Origin of the sequence: Actinoplanes sp. GCM10030250 (assembly GCF_042666575.1) — a bacterium.
Taxonomy (GTDB): Bacteria; Actinomycetota; Actinomycetes; order Mycobacteriales; family Micromonosporaceae; genus Actinoplanes.
In genome coordinates this window covers 355532-375603 of sequence record NZ_JBHTDO010000002.1, presented here as the reverse complement: position 1 = coordinate 375603, position 20072 = coordinate 355532, and the positions used below count along the sequence as shown (strand labels likewise).

Here is a 20072-nt window from a genome sequence, read left to right as displayed (position 1 = left end):
GCCCCTTTTTCGCATGCCCTGCGCGTCACCTCAGAGCTGGTACGCGAGATCCGCGATGTGATGATCGGACAGCTCGCCCACCGGCGCCCACGTCTCGTAGACGCCCCGCTCGTAACAGCGGGCACCGAGGACGTTGATCGCGTCCGCGTCCGGCCGGAGCATCCGCAGCCGCGCCCAGGTCTCGTCGCGCTGCAGAACCCAGCAGGGCACCCCGCGCCACATCGCCTGCTCGGCCCGGCGGCTCAGCGTCTGCACCGGGTAGCGGGCCGCCCGGGTCAGCGCGCGCACCCGGAACTCGCCGGGCGGGTCGGCGACCGCCTCGTACTCCTTGCCGTCGATCTGGCCGACCAGCTTGGCGGTGCCGGTCGCGGTGCACGGCACGTACTCGCGGTCCGGGCTGACACCGGGTATCTCGCCGAGGAGCCCGCGCCAGCGTGGCCCGGCCAGCCGCAGCCACCCGTTCTGCTCCGGCTGGAACGAGTAGAGCACCACCTCGTCCCCGCCCGGCACGTGCGCCAGCAACTGCGCGTTCGCGGGCATCGGCAGGTCGGCGAAGCTGGTGGTGACGTACTCCGGGATCAGGTCGTCGGTGCTCGGCGTGAACCCGGTGCCGAGCACCATCGCGCCGATTCGCGAGTGCGACGGCAGCGCCGCGAGCCCGGGTTGTGCCGGTGCCACCGGCACCTCGAAGTCCAGCGGGTCGGTGGCCCGCCAGCGGAGCGCGAACGCGACCCGGTCGTCAGCGGCGCCGTCGGTGCGCAGCAGCGTCAGCTGTTCCGGCTCCCGCAGGTGGGCGATGTCGCAGGACCGGTAGCAGAACCCGTACGGCAGCCAGCCGCCGAGATGGCCCGCCACCTGGGCCGCGGACAGCACCTTGGTCATCCGGGTGCCCCGGCGGATCGCCGCGGTCGCCCGGATCCGGCGCAGTCCCGGATCATCGCGATATCCCGCGGACTGGCTCATCGACTGAACCTGCTGCCAGCTCAGCTCGCGCCGCAGAGGAGCCATCAGGGGCGGATCGAGCGGATCTGTCCCGAGCTCACTGTCCTCACCGGTCACGGTCACGCGGCGCAACTTAAGTGATCACGGTGGATACGGGATGAACAGCCGGTTACCGAAAAATGCGACGTGCACAATGTCTCACATGCCTTCTCCATCGGAATCGCGCCGTGCCAAGAGCTCCCGCCGGGCCGGTGAGTTCCCGCCGGCGCCCGAGCCGCTCGCGGTACCGGTCTTCGACAGCCACACCCACCTCGACCTCACTGTTTCCGAGGCCGGCGTTCCCGGCGACGGCACCGGGGACCCGATCGAGTCGCTGATCGCGGCCGCGGCGAAGAGCGGCGTGGACCGCCTCGTCCAGGTCGGAGTGGACGCCGCCTCGTCCGCCTGGGGTGCCGACCTAGCCGACCGGCACGAGTCGGTGCTCGCCGCCGTCGCCCTGCACCCGAACGAGGCGCCCCGGCTCTCCGATCTGGACGCCGCCTTGCGCGAGATCGAGGCGCTCGCCGCCCGCCCCCGGGTCCGGGGCATCGGTGAGACCGGCATGGACACCTTCCGTACGGGTGACGAGGGGCGGGCCGCCCAGGAGCGGAGCTTCCGCGCGCACATCGCCATCGCCAAGCAGTACGGCAAAGCGCTGATCATCCACGACCGGGACGCACACGAGGACGTGCTGCGGGTGCTCGACTCGGAGGGCGCACCGGACACTGTGGTGCTGCACTGCTTCTCCGGCGACGCCGAGTTCGCCGCCGAGTGCGTCCGGCGCGGCTACTACCTGAGCTTCGCCGGCACGGTCACCTTCGCCAGCGCGTCCGCCCTGCGCGAGGCGGCCGCGATCACCCCGCCCGAGCAGATGATGGTGGAGACCGACGCGCCCTATCTGACGCCGACCCCGTACCGGGGACGCCCCAACGCCTCCTACCTGATCCCGCTGACCGTGCGCGCCCTCGCCGAGGCCCGCCGGATCGACGTGGACGAACTCTGCGCCACGATCTCGGCGAACGGTGAGCGGGTCTTCGGCACCTGGCGCTGATCCTGCTCCGGGAGGCCTAGTCCACCTCGACCCACGCGGCTACCCCCAGCTCGCGGCTGAGCTGCTCCAACTGGGTCGCGAAGGCGGTCGGTGCGGCGTGCAGCGGGCCGCGCGACACCATCCGCACCGCCCAGCCGTGCCCCGGCGCGATGTTGTAGATCCGGGTGACCAGCAGGGCGCCGCGCGGGTCCGGCTCGACCGAGGTGACTCCGCGGTACCACCACTCGCCCTCCTGGGTCACCGAGCGGGCGGTGCGGTCGATCCGGACGGTCAGCCGGCTGCCGTCGCGGACCACCACGAACTCGTCGCCGTCGTCCTCCTCGACCGGGCCGCCGGTGGCGAGCGGCGACCGCCCACCCGGCCGCACGTCCAGCAGCACCCCCGCCACCAAGTCCGGAGCTGCCTCGACCACTCCTCGCAGCGCCAGCAGTTCCGTCATGACTCCATTACTACCTGGCGGCGTCCAGCGAGGACGAGGTCCGTCCTAGGCTCTGGGGATGGCTGACGCACTCCTCGGCCCGGCGGAGATCCGGGAACTCGCCGCGCGCCTCGGCGTCGCGCCGACCAAGAAGCTCGGCCAGAACTTCCTGCACGACCCGAACACCATCCGGCGCATCGTCGCGGCCGCCGGCCTGGTACCCGGCGACGTCGCCCTGGAGGTCGGCCCCGGGCTCGGCTCGCTGACCCTCGGGCTGGTGGGCGCGGTCCGCCACGTCCACGCGGTGGAGATCGACCCGGTGCTGGCCGCGGCCCTGCCGGACACCGTCCGGGCAGCGCACCTCACCGTGCACGCCGCGGACGCGCTGAGGGTCACCGGCGACCGCTTCGACCCGGCGCCGACCATGCTCGTGGCGAATTTGCCGTACAACGTGGCGGTCCCGGTGGTGCTGCATCTGCTCGCCGAGCTGCCCACCCTGCGCGGTGGGCTGGTGATGGTGCAGAAGGAGGTCGCTGACCGGCTGATCGCCGGTCCCGGTTCGAAGGTGTACGGCGTGCCGTCGGTCAAGCTCGCCTGGTACGCGGCCGCCAAGTCGGCCGGCAAGGTCCCGCCCGCGGTGTTCTGGCCGGTGCCCAACGTGGATTCCGGGCTGGTCGCCTTCACCCGGCAGGACTCGCCTCCGGGTGCCGACCGGCGCGACGTCTTCGCGGTGGTGGATGCGGCATTCGCCCAGCGGCGCAAGACCCTGCGCGCCGCACTGGCCGGCTGGGCGGGCGGCCCGGATCGGGCCGAGCAGGTGTTGCGGGCAGCGGGCATCAGCCCGCAGGCACGGGGCGAGTCGCTCACGGTGGGCGAGTTCGCCGCGATCGCGGCGGCGGCAAAACAGTCGGGGTACGGCGGTAAGCTCAGCCGGTCCGACGCACAGCCCACAGAGGCGAACTCATGACGGAGCTGGATTCATGGCGGACTGGATTCAGGGCAGGGGTGAACTCATGACTGCGGAATCAGTGGGTGACGTCTTGTGGAGCCCTGACCTTGTCAAGCAGAAGCGCGCCGGTTACACCGTCGAAGATGTCCTCAACCTGCCCGATGACGCCCCCCGCGTCGAGCTTGCCGATGGAGTCCTGACCGTGGTTCCCTCTCCGACCGGTGGCCATCAAAGGATCAATTGGCGGCTGGTGGGTTGGCTCGATCAGCATCTTCCCGACGGGTTCGAGCCGCAGATGGCTGTCGGGGTCATGGTCGACCACGACTTCACCCTCGAGCCCGACGCGCTGATCCTGCACAGCCCCGTCGATCTTGATCATCACTTCTTCCAGCCGGAACAGGTGGTCGCCGTCATCGAGATCGTCTCCCCGGGCACCAGGCGACGCGATCGCCTGGTGAAACCGGCTCTCTATGCTGCCGCGGGCATTCCGCATTACTGGCGCATCGAGCAGGATCCCCTGCACGTCTTCGCCTATGACCTGGTCGGTGATTCCTATCGGCTGGTTGCCGATGCGACGGAGCAACTGGTGTTGAGCAAGCCGTTCGAGATCGTGCTGCCGATTCGGGACATCACTCCGTGACCGAAGCCTGGGGACCGGACGACGATCGGCCGCGCCCGCACCACGGTCCGGTCAAGGTGCGTGTGCCGGCGAAGATCAACCTGCATCTCGGTGTCGGTCCGCTGCGGCCGGACGGCTATCACGAGCTGAACACCGTTTACCACGCGATCAGCCTCTTCGACGAGCTCACCGCCCGCCGCGGGGACACCCTCACCCTCACCATGGAGGGCGAAGGCACCGGCGAGCTGGCGCTCGACGAGAGCAACCTGATCATCCGGGCCGCACGGGCCCTGGCCGCGCACGGGCGCGTCCCGGCATATGCGCGGTTGCACCTGCGCAAGTCGATCCCGCTCGCCGGCGGGCTGGCCGGTGGCAGCGCCGACGCCGCCGCGACCCTGATCGCCTGCGACCTGCTGTGGGGCCTCGGCATGTCCCGCGACGAGCTCGCCGTGGTGGGTGCCCAGCTCGGCTCCGACGTGCCGTTCCTGCTGCACGGTGGCACCGCCCTCGGCACCGGGCACGGTGAGGCGATCAGCCCGATCCTGGCCCGCCCCACCAGCTGGCACTGGGTCGTCGCGATCGCCGACGGCGGTCTCTCCACCCCCGCGGTCTACCGGGAACTGGACACGTTGCGCGCCAGCTCCTGGCCGCCGGCCGCGCTCGCCGACGCCGATCAGCTGATGTCCGCCCTGCGCCAGCGTGATCCCGAGGTTCTCGGCGCCGCCCTCGGCAACGACCTCCAGGCGGCCGCGCTCTCGCTGCGCCCGCACCTGGCCGACGTGCTGAAAGCCGGTCACGAGGCGGGTGCGGTCACCGGTCTGGTCTCCGGTTCCGGCCCGACGTGTGTCTTCCTCGCCACCGACGCGGCGCACGCGCAGCGGGTGGCTTCGGGGCTGGACGCGGCGGGTGTGTGCCGGGCGGCGGTCACCGCGCGCGGGCCGCAACCCGGAGCGCGGGTAATCTAGACGCATCGTGGCCAACATCATCAACCTGGACCGGGTCAACAAGGGTTACGGCGCCGCCGGTCAGCTGCTCACCGACGTCTCGCTCGGCCTTGACGACGACGCCCGCATCGGCATCGTCGGTCTCAACGGTGCCGGCAAATCAACCCTTCTCCGACTGCTCGCCAAGACCGAGGAACCGGACTCCGGCCGGGTCACCCACCGTCGTGACCTGCGGGTCGCGACGCTGCCGCAGACCCTGACCCTGGCCGCCGAGGCGACCGTGCGCGACGTCGTGCTCGGCACCGCCTGGCTGGCGGAGGGCATGGGCGCCGAGCACGAGTGGGCCGGCGACGCCGGTGTCCGCATGATCCTCGACGGTCTCGGCATGGGATATCTCGGCCTGGACACGCCCGTCGGCCCGATGTCCGGTGGCGAGCGCCGCCGCGTCGCGCTGGCGGCCCTGCTGGTCCGCGAGAGCGACCTGCTGATCCTCGACGAGCCCACCAACCACCTCGACGTGGCCGGTGTCGACTGGCTGGCGAAACACCTCGTCACCCGGCGCGGTGCCCTGGTCGTGGTCACCCACGACCGCTGGTTCCTCGACGAGGTCTGCACCGCGACCTGGGAGGTCGTGGACGAGGAGGTCCACCTCTACGAGGGTGGTTACGCCGCCTGGACCCTGGCGAGGGTGGAACGGCAGCGGGTCGCCGCCTCCGTCGAGGCCCGCCGGCAGAACCTGCTCCGTAAAGAGATCGCCTGGCTGCGCCGCGGTCCGCCGGCCCGCACCTCCAAGCCGAAATTCCGGATCGACGCCGCCAACGAGCTGATCGCCGACGTCCCGCCGGTCCGTGACACCGTCAGCCTGCAGCGCCTGGCCACCACCCGGCTCGGCAAGCAGGTCTACGACCTCGAGCAGGTCACCCTCAACGCCGGCCCCAAGCCGATCTTCCGGGAGCTGACCTGGCAGGTCGGCCCCGGCGACCGGATCGCGATCCTGGGTGCCAACGGCGCGGGCAAGACCACCCTGCTGCGGCTGCTGGCGGGCGTCACCAAGCCGGACGGCGGCCGTCTGGTCACCGGTTCGACGGTCCGCCCGGCGTTCCTCTCCCAGGAGCTCAGGGAGCTGCCGGGCCACCTGCGCCTGCTGGAGGCGGTGGAGGAGGTCGCCAAGCGGGTCAAGCTCGGCGACCGGGAGCTCTCCGCCGGTCAGCTCGCCGAGGTCTTCGGGTTCACCGACAAGCGGATCTGGACCCCGGTCAGCGACCTCTCCGGCGGCGAGCGGCGCCGTCTCCAGATGCTGCGCCTGCTCGCCACCGAGCCGAACGTGCTGCTCCTCGACGAGCCGACGAACGACCTGGACACCGACACCCTGGCCTCCCTCGAGGACCTGCTCGACTCCTGGCCGGGCACCATGGTCGTCGCCAGCCACGACCGCTATCTGGTCGAGCGGGTCACCGACACGGCCTACGGCATGTTCGGCGACGGCCGCCTCGTGCACCTGCCGGGCGGCATCGACGAATACCTTGCTCGGGTCGCGGATCCGAGTGCTCCGGTCGTACCGGAAACGGTTGCGGGTGAAGCGCCGCAGAGCGCGCCGGGCCTCTCGTCGGGTGAGTTGCGCCAGGCTCGCAAGGATCTTGCGCGGCTGGAGCGGCAGATGGACAAGCTCTCCGAGAAGGAAGCCAAGATCAACGAGGGCCTGGCCGAGCACGGCAGCGACTACGACAAGATCGTCGAGCTCGAGGCGCAGCTCAAGGCCGTTCAGGTGGAGCGGGCGCAGGTTGAGGAGACCTGGCTGGAGCTTGCGGAGCAGGTGCCCGGAAACTGATCCGGGGGGTGTGCCTGCGTCGCTGTGGGGGATACGCGAGAATCGGTCCGAAGACACCTGACCTTGGAGACGGACAGCATGGCGCACAACCCGGTCAATCACCCCTTGCGGTCGATCTACCGCGTGGTCGGTTTCATCACCGGCGGGTACCTGGTCGCCTTCGGCATCCTGGGCCTGATCCAGACGGCCGGTGAGCCGTTCGCCAACGAGACGGGCGTTCGGGTGCTCGGCCAGGAGAGCAACATGCTCTGGTCGATCATCACGCTCGTCATCGGCGGCCTGGTCCTGCTCGGCACCGTCATCGGGCGCAACCTCGACGTCGCGATCGACAAGTACCTCGGCTGGGGCCTGCTGGTGCTCGGCAGCTACTCCCTGGCCACCATCCGGACCGACGCGAACTTCTTCGGAGCCAGCGTCGCCACCGTGGTCGTCACCTACCTCGCCGGGCTGCTGCTGATCACCGTCAGCCTGTACAGCAAGGTCGTCCCGGAGGCGCAGGCCGGCACGCCTCGCCAGGTGCGCGAAGGCCGCACCGCCTGATCCGGCGCCGACCGCCGCCGGGTCTGTCTCACCGGACCCGGCGGGTCTGCAGCCCCGGTTTGGTCTCCAGGTGGGAGAGGCCGTTCCAGGCCAGGTTGACCAGGTGCGCGGCCACCATCTCCTTCTTCGGCTTGCGCGCCTCCCGCCACCACTGCCCGACCATGGCGACCATCCCCACGAGCGCCTGCGAGTAGAGCTCGGCGAACTTCGGATCGATGCCCCGGCTCTTGAACTCGGCGCCCAGGATGTGTTCCACCTGATGCGCCACGTCGCTCATCACGCTGGAGAAGGTGCCGCCGCTGGAGAGCACCGGCGCCTGGCGGATCAGCACCTGGAACCCGTGCGGCTCCTCCTCGATGTAGTCGAGCAACGCCAGCGCCGCCTGTTCCAGCAGCTCCCGCGGATGCCCGGCGGTCAGCGCCGTGGCGATCCGGTCCAGCAGGGCCCGCACCTCCCGGTCGACGACGACCGCGTAGAGGCCCTCCTTGCCGCCGAAGTGCTCGTAGACGACAGGCTTCGACACCTTCGCCCGGGCCGCGACCTCCTCGACGCTCGTCGCCTCGAATCCACGCTCGGCAAAGAGTTGCCGGCCGGTGGCGATCAGTTGCTCCCGGCGCTGAGCTGCCGACATCCGCACCCGCGGCGTCGTTCTGGGATCCCCGTGTTCCATCACCGGCCCATCCTGTCAGCCTCACGGTGTCGTTTGATCGACAGCGCTCCCGGGCGTTCACACGAGAGGCTTCGTCCGCTTATCGTTGGCGGGCGGGGAGACGCTAGGCTGTCCCCAGCGATATTCGGCCGTGGTGTAATTGGCAACACCTTTGGTTTTGGTCCAAAAGTTCCGGGTTCGAGTCCTGGCGGCCGAGCAAATCCCTTGTGACACCAGCCGCCGATGGCTGCGAGCGACATGACGTCGCCCATGCAAGATGCCACTGCGAACGATGGAGTCCCGCGTGAGCCAGGCCCTCAGCCGTACCGTTGTCGTCCTCGCCGCCGGTGAGGGGAAGCGGATGAAGTCCGCGACGCCCAAGGTTCTGCAGCCACTCCTCGGCCGCACCCTGCTCGGGCACGTCCTCGCGGTCGCCTCGGCCATCCACACCGATCGCACGCTCGTTGTGGTGGGTCACAAGGCCGACGAGGTCGGCGCCTTCCTCACCGAGGCCGCTCCGGACGCCACCCCGGTGCTGCAGGCCGAGCAGAACGGGACGGGCCACGCGGTCCGCATCGCGCTCGACGCCGCACCGGAGCTGACCGGCACGGTCGTGGTGCTCAGCGGTGACGTGCCGCTGCTGCGCCCGGAGACGGTGGAGGCGCTGCTGGCCACCCACGAGAAGGCCGGCGCCGCGGCGACCGTGCTGAGTGCCGAGGTGGCGGAGCCGGGCGGGCTGGGCCGGATCGTGCGGGACGCGGCGGGCAACCTGGAGCGGATCGTCGAGCAGAAGGACGCCTCCGAGGAGCAGCGCCGGATCCGCGAGATCAACTCGGGGATCTACGCGTTCGACGCGGTTCTGCTGCGGGAGGCGCTGGGCAAGCTGTCCACGGACAACGCCCAGGGCGAGGAGTACCTGACCGACGTGTTCGCGATCCTCGCCGGGCAGGGGCACCCGGTGGCGATCGAGGTGGCCGAATTCGCGTACGAGACCCTCGGTTGCAACGACCGCGCGGAGCTGTCGCGGCTGCGGGTGCTGATGCGCGACCGGGTGAACGACGGCTGGATGCGTTCCGGCGTGCTCCTGCTCGATCCCGCGACGACCTGGATCGACGTGACCGTGACGCTGGAGCCGGACGCAGTGATCGATCAGAACTGCCGGCTGTCCGGTGCGACGACGGTGGCCCGGGACGCGGTGGTCGGTCCGGATACGACGCTCATCGACACCGTGGTGGCTGAGGGCGCCTCCGTTCTGCGGACCCACTCGATCGGTGCCGAGGTCGGTCCGGAGGCGACGGTGGGCCCGTTCTCGTTCCTGCGGCCCGGGACCCGCCTGGCGCGCAAGTCCAAGGTCGGCGGGTTCGTCGAGACGAAGAACGCCGAGCTGGGTGAGGGCGCGAAGGTGCCGCACCTGACTTATGTGGGTGACGCGACCATCGGGGCGAAGGCCAACATCGGGGCCGGCACGATCTTCGCCAACTACGACGGGGTGCGAAAGAGCAGGACCACCGTCGGTGAGGCCGCCTTCGTCGGCTCGGACACCGTGTTGATCGCTCCGGTAGAGATCGGTCCGGGCGCCTACGTGGCCGCCGGGAGCGCGATCGCGAAGGACGTACCGGCGGGCAACCTGGGCGTCACCCGGGCCCAGCAGCGCAACGTGGAGGGCTGGACGGCTCGCCGGCGGCCGGGGACGGTTTCCGCGGATGCGGCGCAGCGTGCGGCTGAGGCAGCGGATACCACTGCTGACCAGGAGTGATCCAGCGGGGGTGAGGCATCCCACGCAGCGGCCCGGAAACATGGCGGTTACGTGCCCGACAGGGATACTTCACTGCGAACCCACCCTCTGATTAACGGGAGCGCGAGTCGATGGGCAGCATCGTCGCCGAGAACCGTAAGAGTCTGATGCTCTTCTCCGGCCGGGGTTTCCCGGAACTGGCGGAGGAGATCGGCCAGGTGCTCGGCGTGGCGCCGACGCCTTCGGACTCGTACGAGTTCGCCAACGGTGAGATTTTCGTCAGGTTCAAGGATTCGGTGCGGGGCTCGGACGCCTTCGTGGTGCAGTCGGTCACCGAGGGGGTGAACCGGTGGGTCATGGAGACGCTGATCATGGTCGACGCCCTGAAGCGGGGGTCGGCGAAGCGGATCACCGTGGTGCTGCCGTTCTACCCGTACTCGCGGCAGGACAAGAAGCACCGGGGCCGTGAGCCGATCTCGGCCCGGCTGGTGGCGGACCTGCTGAAGACCGCGGGGGCGAACCGGATCCTGACCGTGGACCTGCACACCGCGCAGATCCAGGGATTCTTCGACGGTCCGGTGGACCACCTGTTCGCGATGGACATCCTCGCCGAGTACGTGCAGCGGAAGTTCGCGGGCCGGCCGATGACAGTGGTCGCGCCGGACTCGGGCCGGGTGCGGGTGGCCGAGCGGTGGACGGACCGGCTGGGTGGTTGCCCGCTGGCGTTCATCCACAAGACCCGGGACCCGCTGAAGCCGAACCAGGTGGTGGCGAACCGGGTGGTCGGCGAGGTCGAGGGCCGGGTGTGCCTGATCGTCGACGACATGATCGACACTGGTGGGACGATCACGAAGGCCGCGGACATCCTGTTCCAGGAGGGTGCGGCGGACGTGATCGTGGCCTCGACGCACGCGCTGCTGTCCGATCCGGCCACCGAGCGGCTGAAGAACAGCCGGATCAGCGAGCTGGTGGTGACGAACACGCTGCCGTTGTCGCCGGAGAAGCGGCTGGACAAGATCACTGTGTTGTCGATCGCACCGCTGCTGGCGCGGGCGATCCGTGAGGTGTTCGACGATGGTTCGGTGACCACTTTGTTCGGTGGCCTCAGCTGAGCCGGTTTCCTCGAGTTGGCGCGCCCGTCCTGTGACGGGCGTTTGCTTTGAGGTGCAAGTTGCATTCGGCGGGGTGATTTTTTGCGGACGCCGACAGGCTGCCGGACCCGCTGAGTGGTGCTCGATCGTGCCAGGTAAGCTAGTACGGTTGCCACGGCGAGGGTGCTTCGTGGGCTGTTGAGGTTCGCAGTCCGCTCGAGGCGCCGTCATCGACGCGGTGCTCCGGGCCTGTGCCCAGCGCGCCCCCTAGCCCGGCAGCGCCGGCGACGGCTTCCGCACCGTCGACGGTGACCACCGCAGCACTGCCGGATACCGCAGCCGCAGACTTAGACGCAGCCCGCATCGAAGAGTTTCAGGAGTTTCCCCGTGTCCGAGGTAAAGATCAGCGCCGAGCCCCGTACCGAATTCGGCAAGGGCGGTGCCCGCCGCACGCGCCGGGCCGGCTTGGTGCCGGCCGTGCTGTACGGGCACGGCGAGAAGCCGCAGCACATCGCGCTGCCCGTCCGTGAGTTCGCGGCCGCCATCCGTCACGGTGGCCTCAACCAGATTTTCACCATCGACATCGCCGGCAACGCGGCCGCCACCCTGGCGCTGCCAAAGGCGATCCAGCGCGACCCGATCAAGGACACGTTCGAGCACGTGGACCTGCTGATCGTGAAGCGCGGCGAGAAGATCCAGGTGGACGTCCCGGTCGTGCTGACCGGTGAGGCCGCCAAGAGCACCCTGGTCGTGCACGAGTCGAACACCGTCGCGGTGGTCGCTGACGCGCTGCACCTGCCGTCCGAGCTCGAGGTTTCGGTCGAGGGCCTCGAGGCCGGCTCGCGCATCACCGCCGGCGACATCAACCTCCCGCAGGGCACCGAGCTCGCGGTCGAGGCGGACTACGTCCTCGCGATGATCACCGCGTCGACGCAGAACGCCGCTCCGTCCGAGGGCGAGGCCGGCGAGGGCGAGGCCACCACCGAGGGCCAGGCCGCGGAGTAAGTCTGTCGCGCAGCAGCGCAGCGGTAAGCCAGGGATCAGGGAAAGTGCCGGGTGGCACTTTCCCTGATCTGTATGTGGCCGGAGCGGACGCGAGGCTGCGTCGGTATGTACGACCGGGGGCGGGCGCAGTGCGTCCTCATGTGCGGCGGGAGCGGAGGCAAGGGTGAGTGACGAGGCGCCGTGGCTGGTGGTCGGGCTGGGGAATCCCGGCCGGGAGTATGCGGCCAACCGGCACAACGTGGGTTTCATGGTGGCTGACCTGCTGGCCTCCCGGTTCGGGGGCCGGTTCGGCCGGGCGAAGCGTACGCAGGCCGAGGCGGCCGAGGGCCGGCTGGGCTTCGGTGGTCCCCGGGTGATCCTGGTGAAGCCGCTGACGTACATGAACCTGTCGGGGGCACCCGTGGTGTCGCTGGCGCAGTTCTTCAAAATTCCCGTGGCGAATGTGATCGCGGTGCATGATGAGCTTGATGTGCCGTTCGGACAGGTTCGGGCGAAACGTGGTGGGGGCGAGGGCGGTCACAACGGGCTGCGCTCGATGTCGAAGTCGCTGGCGAGCAAGGAGTACGCCCGCGTGCGGTTCGGGATCGGGCGCCCGCCGGGGCGGCAGGATCCGGCCGACTACGTGCTCTCCGACTTTTCCGCGGTGGAGCGCAAGGAACTGGACTTCCTGGTGGATCGGGCAGCCGACGTGACCGAGGCGATCATCCTCGAGGGCGTCGAGTGGGCGCAGAACAAGTACCACGGGGTCTGAGACTCGGCGGAAAAAATAGAAAAATCCGTTTGGGTCGTTTTGTCCGCCCCGGGATCCCGTGACGCGCTCCGCCGTCCATCCGTTGGTCACACGGACGCACGCAATCGGTGCGTTGGATTGACGTGACGGGAGGTTCGAGGATGTCGCAGGACGTGTCCGAGGACCGGGCGGACGCGTTGACCGAACCCACGGTGATCCTGCCGGCGATCCGGCCCGATCGCGTACCGCAGGATCCGCCGCCGGGTCACGGCCTGGCGAATCATCCTCCCGGCAACCGCGGTCCGCAGCGTTCTCCCCAGCGGGGATCGGCTCTCAACAAGATCCCTGGCCCGGTGGTGGCGCCACTCAGCCCGCCGCCGGCCGGTGCGGAGGAACGGCACTGGGCGCCGCTGAACTCGCCGCCGGCCGGTGCGGAGGAACGGCACTGGGCGCCGCTGAACTCGCCGCCCGCGGGCGCGGCGGATCGGGCGCCGCTCAGCTCGCCGCCGACCGGTGCGGGGGAGCGGCACCGCAACGAACGACCCACCCCCGATCGGGTGACGAACGCGGACCGGGCGCGGAATCGCGCGATGGAGCGGCACTGGTCCACTCGGCCGAGCCGTTCGCAGGCGGTCCGGGCGGCGACCCGCCCGTTCCTGCGGGTCCGGGGCCGGCACGCGGCGATGTCGCGGCGGCAGCTCTGGGAACGCCGGTACGTCTGGGCACTGATCCTCACCGACCTGCTCGCCGGGGTGACCGCCGGTGCCGTGACGTTCATGGTTCGCTTCGGTGACGCCGTCACCCAGTACAACCGCGCCTACCTGGTGCTCTCCGCGCTGCTGCCGGTGGCGCTGCTGCTGGCGCTGGCGCTCTGCCGCGCGTACGAGCGACGTTTCCTCTTCGTCGGCAGTGATGAATACCAGCGGGTGATCCGCGGCGGTGTCGGCCTGATCGCCGGGGCGGCCGTCGTCTCGTACGCCCTCGATCTGGACCTGGCCAGGTCGTACGTCCTGGTCGCCCTGCCGATCGCGGTGGCCTCGGTGGTCGGTTCGCGGTTCGCGCTCCGCAAGCGCCTGCACTGTGCCCGGGCCCGCGGGGAGAACCTCCGTAGGGTGATCGTCGTCGGACACGAGCTCTCGGTCATCGGCATCACCCGGCAGCTGCGCCGCGAGCGGTACCACGGCCTCGAGGTGGTCGGCGCCTGCCTGCCGCCGGGCGCCGACGGGATAGGCGTGACCGATCTGCCGGTCTACGGCACGTTCGACGACGTGGCGAACGCCGTCGAGCAGGCCGATGCGGACACCGTGGTCGTGCTGAGCTGCCCCGAGCTGGACGGCGCCGCGGTACGCAGGCTCGCCTGGCAGCTCGAGCGCGACGAGGTGGACCTCGTGGTGGCCAGTGCGCTCGTCGACGTGGCCGGGGCGCGCACCACCATCCGGCCGTTCGACGGGCTGCCCATGCTGCACGTCGAGCATCCCCGGCTGCACGGCGGATCGCGGTTGGTCAAGGACATGGTCGATCGTGTAGGCGCGTTCCTGCTTCTGGTCCTTTTCGGTCCGGTGCTCCTGAGCGTGGCGCTCTGCGTGGGACTCACCTCCCGTGGACCGGTACTCTTTCGGCAAGTGCGCGTGGGACGTGACGGCCGTCAGTTCCGGATCTTCAAGTTCCGCAGCATGTATGTCGATGCCGAGGCCCGGTTGGCTGAGCTGAGACACCTCAACGAGCACGACGGTGTGCTCTTCAAAATCCGCGACGACCCGCGTGTCACTCCGGTCGGACGGTGGTTGCGCAGGTTCTCGATGGATGAGCTCCCGCAGCTGCTCAATGTCCTGCTGGGGCAGATGTCGCTGGTCGGCCCGCGGCCGCCCTTGCCGACGGAGGTCGCCGCCTACGCCGACGATGTGCGGCGCCGCCTGGCCGTCAAGCCGGGCATGACCGGTCTGTGGCAGGTGTCCGGGCGGTCGGACCTCTCCTGGGAGGAGGCGGTCCGGCTCGACCTTCGCTACGTCGAGAACTGGTCCCTGAGCCTGGATCTGGTGATCCTGCTCAGGACAGTGACCGCCGTGGTGCGGTCATCCGGAGCGTACTGAACGTTCGGCGCCCGCCGACGGTGAGTGAGGAGCGAGACGATGGGCGAGCAGACGAAGACGTCCGCGCGCATTGCTGGTCAGCGGGACTCCGGTGAGGGCGGCACGCCGCCGGTCATCGACGCCGCGTTCGCCCGCTGGCTGGCGGAACGCGCCGGCCAGGTGCTGCTCCAGGTCCGTGCCGAGATGGGGTACGCCGACCCGAAAGCTCTCAAATCCGCGGGTGACCACGCCGCTCACGAACTGCTCCGGGCCGAGCTGGCCCGCTGGCGCCCGGCCGACGCCGTGCTGTCCGAGGAGGACGAGCACGCCCGCGTCGCCTGGCGGGAGGGTGAGGAGCACACGGTACGACCGGACCGGCTGAGCGCCTCCCGGGTGTGGATCGTCGACCCGCTCGACGGGACGCGGGAGTTCTCCGAGGAGGGCCGTACCGACTGGGCCGTGCACGTGGCCCTCTGGACCGCCGACTGTTCCAGCCCCGCTTGCCTCGCCGCGGGTGCCGTGGCGATGCCGGCCCAGCACCGCACTTTCGCCACCGACCAGCCGCCCGCCTACCCGCCGATGCCGCTGGAGTCGGCCACCGGCGGGGCCATCAGGATCGCGGCCAGCCGGACCCGGCCGCCCGCGTTCGTCACCGCGCTCGCCGAGGACATCGGCGCCGAGCTGGTGCCGATGGGCTCGGCCGGCGTGAAGATCGCCGCGGTGATCAGCGGTGAGGCCGACGCGTACGTGCACGCCGGCGGCCAGTACGAGTGGGACTCGGCCGCACCGGCCGCTGTGGCGCTGGCCACCGGACTTCACGCGTCACGCATCGACGGCTCCCCGCTGGCCTACAACCAGGCCGATCCCAAGCTTCCGGACCTGGTCGTGTGTCGCAAAGATCTCGCTCCTCGGTTGCTTGCTGCACTGCAGAGGCATCTTCCGCAACAATGACGACTCGGCAACGCCCGTGCCCAATCGCCGGAGAAAGGTCTGGGGACTGAAGTAATGAGCCAGACGAAGCCCTACCGCGTTTCGCATCTGGATGCTCTCGAAGCGGAGAGCATCTTCGTCATGCGGGAGGTGATGGCCGAGTTCGAGCGCCCCGTGCTGCTCTTCTCCGGCGGCAAGGACTCGATCGTGATGCTGCGCCTGGCGGAGAAGGCGTTCGCCCCGGCGCGCATCCCGTTCCCGGTCATGCACATCGACACCGGGCACAACTTCCCCGAGGTCCTGGAGTACCGGGACAGCCGGGTCGCCTCGCTCGGCCTCAACCTGGTGATCGCCAGCGTGCAGGAGGCGATCGACACCGGTCTGGTGCGCGAGCTCCCCGACGGCACGCGTAACCGGATCCAGACCCCGGTCCTGCTCAACGCGGTGGAGAAATACCGTTTCGACGCCCTCTTCGGCGGCGCCCGGCGCGACGAGGAGAAGGCCCGGGCCAAGGAGCGGATGTTCAGCTTCCGCGACGAGTTCGGCCAGTGGGACCCGAAGAACCAGCGTCCCGAGCTGTGGGGCCTCTACAACGGCCGGCACCACCCGGGTGAGTCGATCCGGGTGTTCCCGCTCTCCAACTGGACCGAGCTGGACGTCTGGCACTACATCGCCAAGGAGCGGATCCCGCTGCCGAGCATCTATTACGCCCACGACCGTGAGGTCGTCGAGCGCAACGGGATGTTCTACGCGGTCAACGAGTTCATCCGGCTGCGTGACGGCGAGACCTCCGAGGTCCGCCGGGTGCGGTACCGGACCGTCGGCGACGCCTCGCAGACCGCCGCCGTGCTCTCCGACGCCGACACCGTGCAGAAGGTGATCGACGAGGTCGCCGCCACCCGGATCACCGAGCGTGGCGCGACCCGCGGCGACGACAAGGTCAGCGAGGCCGCGATGGAAGACCGTAAGCGAGAGGGTTACTTCTGATGAGCCAGGCAGTTCTCGAGCCTGACGCCGCCGCCGCGCGCAACATGGACCTGCTTCGTTTCGCCACCGCCGGTAGCGTCGACGACGGTAAGTCCACGCTCATCGGGCGGCTGCTGTTCGACACCAAGACGATCTTCGCCGACCAGCTGGAGGCCGTCGAGGCGGCCAGCGCGTCCCGCGGCGACGAGTACACGAACCTGGCTCTGCTCACCGACGGCCTGCGCGCCGAGCGGGAGCAGGGCATCACGATCGACGTGGCGTACCGCTACTTCGCGACGCCGCGGCGCAAGTTCATCATCGCGGACACCCCGGGGCACATCCAGTACACCCGGAACATGGTCACCGGCGCCTCCACCGCCGACCTGGCGCTGATCCTGGTCGACGCCCGCAAGGGCCTGGTCGAGCAGTCCCGCCGGCACGCTTTCCTCTGCTCGCTGCTGCGTGTCCCGCACCTGGTGCTGTGCGTCAACAAGATGGACCTGGTCGACTGGGACCAGAAGGTCTTCGAGAAGATCGCCGACGAGTTCACCTCGTTCGCCGCGAAGCTCGACGCACCCGACCTGACCGTCATCCCGATCTCCGCGCTGAACGGCGACAACATCGCCTCCCGCTCGGAGAACTCGCCGTGGTACGAGGGCCCGTCGCTGCTGCACCACCTGGAGCACGTGCACATCGCCAGCGACCGCAACCTGGTCGACGTCCGCTTCCCGGTGCAGTACGTGATCCGTCCCCAGTCGACGACGGTGACCGACTACCGCGGCTACGCCGGGCAGGTCGCCTCCGGCATCCTCAAGCCCGGCGACGACGTGATGGTCCTGCCGTCCGGCATGACCAGCAAGATCGCGTCGATCGACACCGCCGCCGGCCCGGTCGACGAGGCGTTCCCGCCGATGTCGGTGACGGTCCGGCTGACCGACGAGATCGACATCTCGCGTGGCGACATGATCTGCCGGCCGCACAACGCGCCGACGCCCGCTCAGGACGTCGAGGCGATGATCTGCTGGATGGACGAGACGGCACCGCTGCGCGTCGGCGCCAGGTACGCGATCAAGCACACCACCCGGACCGCTCGTACCGTGGTCCGGGGCTTGCAGTACCGGCTGGACGTGAACACGCTGCACCGCGACGAGAGCGCCGGCGAGCTCGCGCTCAACGAGATCGGCCGGGTCCGGCTGCGCACCACGGTGCCGCTGCTGGCCGACGAGTACCGGCGCAACCGCACGACCGGCGGTTTCATCCTGATCGACGAGACCACGAACCGGACCGTCGCCGCCGGAATGATCATCGAGGCCCGCTAGCAGTCGTCAGGTTGACGGGCGGTGGTCACGGACCGCCGCCCACACGACCTTGCCCTTCCCGGCCGGTACGGAACCCCACTGGACGGCTGTCTCCTGCACTGTCCGCAGTCCTCGCCCGCGCACGTCGAGCGGTACGTCCGGCCGGGGCCGGGTCAGCTGGATCATCTCCGGCAGCCGCGGGTCGTCGTCGGCCACCGACAGGTGCAGGCCCGCACCCCGCCGGGTCACCACCACCCGGATCTCGGTGCCCGCGTGCTCGACAGCGTTCGTCACCAGCTCCGACATCACCAGCCGGCTCGGGTGCAGCAGATGCACGAGTCCCCACGCCAGGCAGGCGTCGCTGACCAGGTTGCGGGCCACGCTCGGTGCGTCCGGGTCCGGCGTCAGCGTGAGGCTCAGCCGCTCCGCACCCGGCAACCGCCCGGCCAGCGCCACCCGCGCCTGGTCCACCTTGGCGTAGATCGGCAGGTACCGGCCGGCGCCCAGGCCCTGCATCAGGTCGGCGAGCGGCAGGTCCGGGGGAACGCAGAGAGCGAGGTGGACCGGTGGCTGCAGGCCGGCCGCGGCGTGCTGAGCGGACGTCCAGGTGGACGCGCTCTCGCTGTGCGGGTCGAGCAGGCCGGTGAGGTCCACGATCAGGCCGTCGGGATGCTCGGTGAAGCACTGGCGCAGCGTCACCGAGGCGCTGTAGCGAAGCTGGGCGTCCCAGGGGCCACGAACCGTGAGCAGCGAGACGGCAGCGTCCTCGACGTTGTCGACGCTGATGGAGACACCTTGCTCGGTGTCATCGGAAAGATACGGTGCGCTGACCCCCATGCCGGACACCATAACCGCGCTCCGGCCGGTTCAGCCCCTGGTCTCGCTCCTGCGGGTGATCGGATGAAAGGCCGACCACCCCCCTCGGATTGGTGGCCCCCGTAGGCCTCTCCGGACTTTCGGGGGCCGGTGACCGCGGTGTCAGAGCCGGGTCGCGCCGGGGCCGGCGACAGCCACCCAACTGGTCGGAGCGGTGAATTCGTGCTGCTCGTAGGCCGTGGCAACGGCTGCCGCGCACGCGTCCGCCCGGTCGGCGTCGACCAGGGCGAGCACACAGCCACCGAATCCGCCGCCGGTCATCCGGGCGCCGTAGGCTCCGGACTCCAGCGCGGCCTGCACGGCCACGTCCACCTGCGGCACGGTGATCTCGAAGTCGTCGCGCATCGAGGCGTGCGAGGCGGTCAGCAGCGGGCCGATCTCGCGGACCCGGCCCGAGCGCAGCAGCGAGACGGTGTCCAGGACCCGCTGGTTCTCGGTGACGATGTGCCGGGTGCGCCGCCGCATCACGTCGTCGTCCAGCCGCTCCAGAGCCTGCGGCAGCTCCGGCACGGAGACGTCACGCAGGGCGGTGACACCCAGGGCGCTCGCGGACGCCTCGCAGGTCTTGCGGCGGGCGCCGTACTCACCGTCGACGTGCTGATGCGGGGCGTTGCTGTTGATCACGAGGATGGCCAGGCCCTCGGCGGCCAGGTCGAACGGGATCTGCTCGACCTCGTACGACCGGCAGTCGAGGAACAGCGCCCTGCCCTCCTGACAGCGGATGGACGCCGACTGGTCCAGGATGCCGGTGGGCGCGCCGACGTAGAGGTTCTCGGCCCGCTGGGCGATCGCCGGGCGCTTCTCCAGGGGCACGTCCAGGCCGCCGACGTCGATCAGTGCGGTGAGCACCACCGACTCCATCGCGGCCGACGAGGAGACCCCCGCGCCGAGGGGAACGTCGGAGGCGAGAGCGATGCGGACCGGCGGCACCTCGTGGCCCGCCTCGCGCAGGGCCCAGACCACTCCGGCGACATACGCACCCCAGCCGGTCACCTCACCCGGTTCGGTGACGCCGAACGTGACCGGGTCGGCGGCGATCGTGGAGCAGACCGACCAGCGGCCGTCCGTGGACGGGCCGACGGCGGCGATCGTGCGCTGCGGCAGGGCGAAGGGCAGCACGAAACCGTCGTTGTAGTCGGTGTGCTCGCCGATCAGGTTGACCCGGCCCGGCGCTGCCCAGAATCCGGCCGGCTCAGTCCCGTACGCCTGCCTGAACGCCGCCCCCGCAGCCTCCTGAATGCTCATGCCGCCACCTCCGCTTCGCTCCGGCGTCGCCATGAGTTCAAGACTGAGCTGAATGATTCGCTCGCAAGCTCGCTCATGCCGCCACCTCCGCTTCGCTCCGGCGTCGCCATGAGTTCAAGACTGAGCTGAATGATTCGCTCGCAAGCTC

The 20072-nt window shown here is 69.9% G+C and carries 19 protein-coding genes and 1 tRNA gene; 15 read left to right on the top strand and 5 right to left on the bottom strand.

The window, feature by feature from the left end:
- Positions 1-30: 30 nt before the first annotated feature.
- The gene (locus ACFQV6_RS04885; protein WP_378026092.1) at positions 31-1065 is read right to left on the bottom strand and encodes a hypothetical protein; all 1035 of its coding nucleotides are present in this window, start codon (positions 1063-1065) and stop codon (positions 31-33) included.
- Between the two features lie 79 nt (positions 1066-1144).
- Between ACFQV6_RS04885 and ACFQV6_RS04880 the strand changes: the two genes are divergently transcribed.
- Entirely contained in the window at positions 1145-2032 is an 888-nt protein-coding gene (locus ACFQV6_RS04880; protein ID WP_378026091.1) for a TatD family hydrolase, read from the top strand.
- 16 nt (positions 2033-2048) lie between these two features.
- Here the strand turns inward: ACFQV6_RS04880 and ACFQV6_RS04875 are convergent, their stop codons facing one another.
- The gene (locus tag ACFQV6_RS04875; protein ID WP_378026090.1) at positions 2049-2471 is read right to left on the bottom strand and encodes a hypothetical protein; all 423 of its coding nucleotides are present in this window, start codon (positions 2469-2471) and stop codon (positions 2049-2051) included.
- Between the two features lie 58 nt (positions 2472-2529).
- On the opposite strand from ACFQV6_RS04875, the gene rsmA reads away from it, so the two are divergent.
- The 5 genes from rsmA (at position 2530) to ACFQV6_RS04850 (ending at position 7330) form a co-directional block, all read left to right on the top strand.
- A complete protein-coding gene (rsmA, locus tag ACFQV6_RS04870) occupies positions 2530-3417 on the top strand; it encodes a 16S rRNA (adenine(1518)-N(6)/adenine(1519)-N(6))-dimethyltransferase RsmA (RefSeq protein ID WP_378026089.1) in 888 nt (295 codons plus the stop codon).
- Between the two features lie 13 nt (positions 3418-3430).
- Entirely contained in the window at positions 3431-4039 is a 609-nt protein-coding gene (locus tag ACFQV6_RS04865) for a Uma2 family endonuclease (RefSeq protein WP_378026088.1), read from the top strand.
- Positions 4036-4983 carry a 4-(cytidine 5'-diphospho)-2-C-methyl-D-erythritol kinase gene (locus ACFQV6_RS04860; RefSeq protein ID WP_378026087.1) on the top strand — a complete coding sequence of 316 codons (948 nt, stop codon included), beginning with the start codon at positions 4036-4038 and terminating at the stop codon, positions 4981-4983. Before ACFQV6_RS04865 ends, ACFQV6_RS04860 begins: the two co-directional genes overlap by 4 nt.
- Positions 4984-4990: 7 nt before the next feature.
- A complete protein-coding gene (locus ACFQV6_RS04855; protein ID WP_378026086.1) occupies positions 4991-6790 on the top strand; it encodes an ABC-F family ATP-binding cassette domain-containing protein in 1800 nt (599 codons plus the stop codon).
- A gap of 78 nt (positions 6791-6868) precedes the next feature.
- On the top strand, positions 6869-7330 hold the full coding sequence (locus ACFQV6_RS04850; protein WP_378026085.1) for a DUF4383 domain-containing protein: 462 nt from the start codon (positions 6869-6871) through the stop codon (positions 7328-7330).
- Between the two features lie 28 nt (positions 7331-7358).
- Here ACFQV6_RS04850 and ACFQV6_RS04845 read toward each other — a convergent pair whose 3' ends face one another.
- Entirely contained in the window at positions 7359-8000 is a 642-nt protein-coding gene (locus ACFQV6_RS04845; protein ID WP_378026084.1) for a TetR/AcrR family transcriptional regulator, read from the bottom strand.
- Between the two features lie 124 nt (positions 8001-8124).
- Here ACFQV6_RS04845 and ACFQV6_RS04840 point away from each other — a divergent pair.
- The 9 genes from ACFQV6_RS04840 (at position 8125) to cysN (ending at position 17824) form a co-directional block, all read left to right on the top strand.
- A tRNA-Gln gene (locus ACFQV6_RS04840) sits at positions 8125-8196 on the top strand.
- Between the two features lie 87 nt (positions 8197-8283).
- The gene (gene glmU, locus ACFQV6_RS04835) at positions 8284-9735 is read left to right on the top strand and encodes a bifunctional UDP-N-acetylglucosamine diphosphorylase/glucosamine-1-phosphate N-acetyltransferase GlmU (protein ID WP_378026083.1); all 1452 of its coding nucleotides are present in this window, start codon (positions 8284-8286) and stop codon (positions 9733-9735) included.
- Positions 9736-9845: 110 nt separating this feature from the next.
- Entirely contained in the window at positions 9846-10826 is a 981-nt protein-coding gene (locus tag ACFQV6_RS04830; protein ID WP_378026082.1) for a ribose-phosphate diphosphokinase, read from the top strand.
- 366 nt (positions 10827-11192) lie between these two features.
- On the top strand, positions 11193-11810 hold the full coding sequence (locus ACFQV6_RS04825) for a 50S ribosomal protein L25/general stress protein Ctc (RefSeq protein WP_378026081.1): 618 nt from the start codon (positions 11193-11195) through the stop codon (positions 11808-11810).
- Positions 11811-11973: 163 nt separating this feature from the next.
- On the top strand, positions 11974-12561 hold the full coding sequence (gene pth, locus ACFQV6_RS04820; protein ID WP_378026080.1) for an aminoacyl-tRNA hydrolase: 588 nt from the start codon (positions 11974-11976) through the stop codon (positions 12559-12561).
- A gap of 140 nt (positions 12562-12701) precedes the next feature.
- Complete coding sequence (locus ACFQV6_RS04815) at positions 12702-14630, top strand: exopolysaccharide biosynthesis polyprenyl glycosylphosphotransferase (protein ID WP_378026079.1); 1929 nt, start codon at positions 12702-12704, stop codon at positions 14628-14630.
- 39 nt (positions 14631-14669) lie between these two features.
- Complete coding sequence (locus ACFQV6_RS04810) at positions 14670-15560, top strand: 3'(2'),5'-bisphosphate nucleotidase CysQ (RefSeq protein ID WP_378026078.1); 891 nt, start codon at positions 14670-14672, stop codon at positions 15558-15560.
- A gap of 54 nt (positions 15561-15614) precedes the next feature.
- Entirely contained in the window at positions 15615-16526 is a 912-nt protein-coding gene (gene cysD / locus ACFQV6_RS04805) for a sulfate adenylyltransferase subunit CysD (RefSeq protein WP_378026077.1), read from the top strand.
- A complete protein-coding gene (gene cysN, locus ACFQV6_RS04800) occupies positions 16526-17824 on the top strand; it encodes a sulfate adenylyltransferase subunit CysN (RefSeq protein WP_378026076.1) in 1299 nt (432 codons plus the stop codon). The genes cysD and cysN overlap by 1 nt, the downstream gene beginning before the upstream one ends.
- 6 nt (positions 17825-17830) lie before the next feature.
- Here cysN and ACFQV6_RS04795 read toward each other — a convergent pair whose 3' ends face one another.
- Together ACFQV6_RS04795 and galK are read right to left on the bottom strand one after the other, a co-directional pair.
- Positions 17831-18640, bottom strand: coding sequence for an ATP-binding protein (locus ACFQV6_RS04795; RefSeq protein WP_378026075.1), 810 nt, complete (start codon positions 18638-18640; stop codon positions 17831-17833).
- Positions 18641-18781: 141 nt separating this feature from the next.
- Entirely contained in the window at positions 18782-19924 is a 1143-nt protein-coding gene (gene galK / locus ACFQV6_RS04790; protein ID WP_378026074.1) for a galactokinase, read from the bottom strand.
- Between the last annotated feature and the right edge of the window lie 148 nt (positions 19925-20072).

What these genes read in the sequence shown, in the direction of transcription:
- rsmA (WP_378026089.1), top strand. Translation starts at nt 2,530, where the DNA reads ATGGCTGACGCACTCCTCGGCCCGGCGGAGATCCGGGAACTCGCCGCG.
- ACFQV6_RS04795 (WP_378026075.1), bottom strand. Translation starts at nt 18,640, where the DNA reads ATGGGGGTCAGCGCACCGTATCTTTCCGATGACACCGAGCAAGGTGTC.
- cysD (WP_378026077.1), top strand. Translation starts at nt 15,615, where the DNA reads ATGAGCCAGACGAAGCCCTACCGCGTTTCGCATCTGGATGCTCTCGAA.
- ACFQV6_RS04880 (WP_378026091.1), top strand. Translation starts at nt 1,145, where the DNA reads ATGCCTTCTCCATCGGAATCGCGCCGTGCCAAGAGCTCCCGCCGGGCC.
- ACFQV6_RS04810 (WP_378026078.1), top strand. Translation starts at nt 14,670, where the DNA reads ATGGGCGAGCAGACGAAGACGTCCGCGCGCATTGCTGGTCAGCGGGAC.
- cysN (WP_378026076.1), top strand. Translation starts at nt 16,526, where the DNA reads ATGAGCCAGGCAGTTCTCGAGCCTGACGCCGCCGCCGCGCGCAACATG.
- ACFQV6_RS04875 (WP_378026090.1), bottom strand. Translation starts at nt 2,471, where the DNA reads ATGACGGAACTGCTGGCGCTGCGAGGAGTGGTCGAGGCAGCTCCGGAC.
- ACFQV6_RS04850 (WP_378026085.1), top strand. Translation starts at nt 6,869, where the DNA reads ATGGCGCACAACCCGGTCAATCACCCCTTGCGGTCGATCTACCGCGTG.
- ACFQV6_RS04830 (WP_378026082.1), top strand. Translation starts at nt 9,846, where the DNA reads ATGGGCAGCATCGTCGCCGAGAACCGTAAGAGTCTGATGCTCTTCTCC.
- ACFQV6_RS04815 (WP_378026079.1), top strand. Translation starts at nt 12,702, where the DNA reads ATGTCGCAGGACGTGTCCGAGGACCGGGCGGACGCGTTGACCGAACCC.
- ACFQV6_RS04845 (WP_378026084.1), bottom strand. Translation starts at nt 8,000, where the DNA reads ATGGAACACGGGGATCCCAGAACGACGCCGCGGGTGCGGATGTCGGCA.
- galK (WP_378026074.1), bottom strand. Translation starts at nt 19,924, where the DNA reads ATGAGCATTCAGGAGGCTGCGGGGGCGGCGTTCAGGCAGGCGTACGGG.
- ACFQV6_RS04865 (WP_378026088.1), top strand. Translation starts at nt 3,431, where the DNA reads ATGGCGGACTGGATTCAGGGCAGGGGTGAACTCATGACTGCGGAATCA.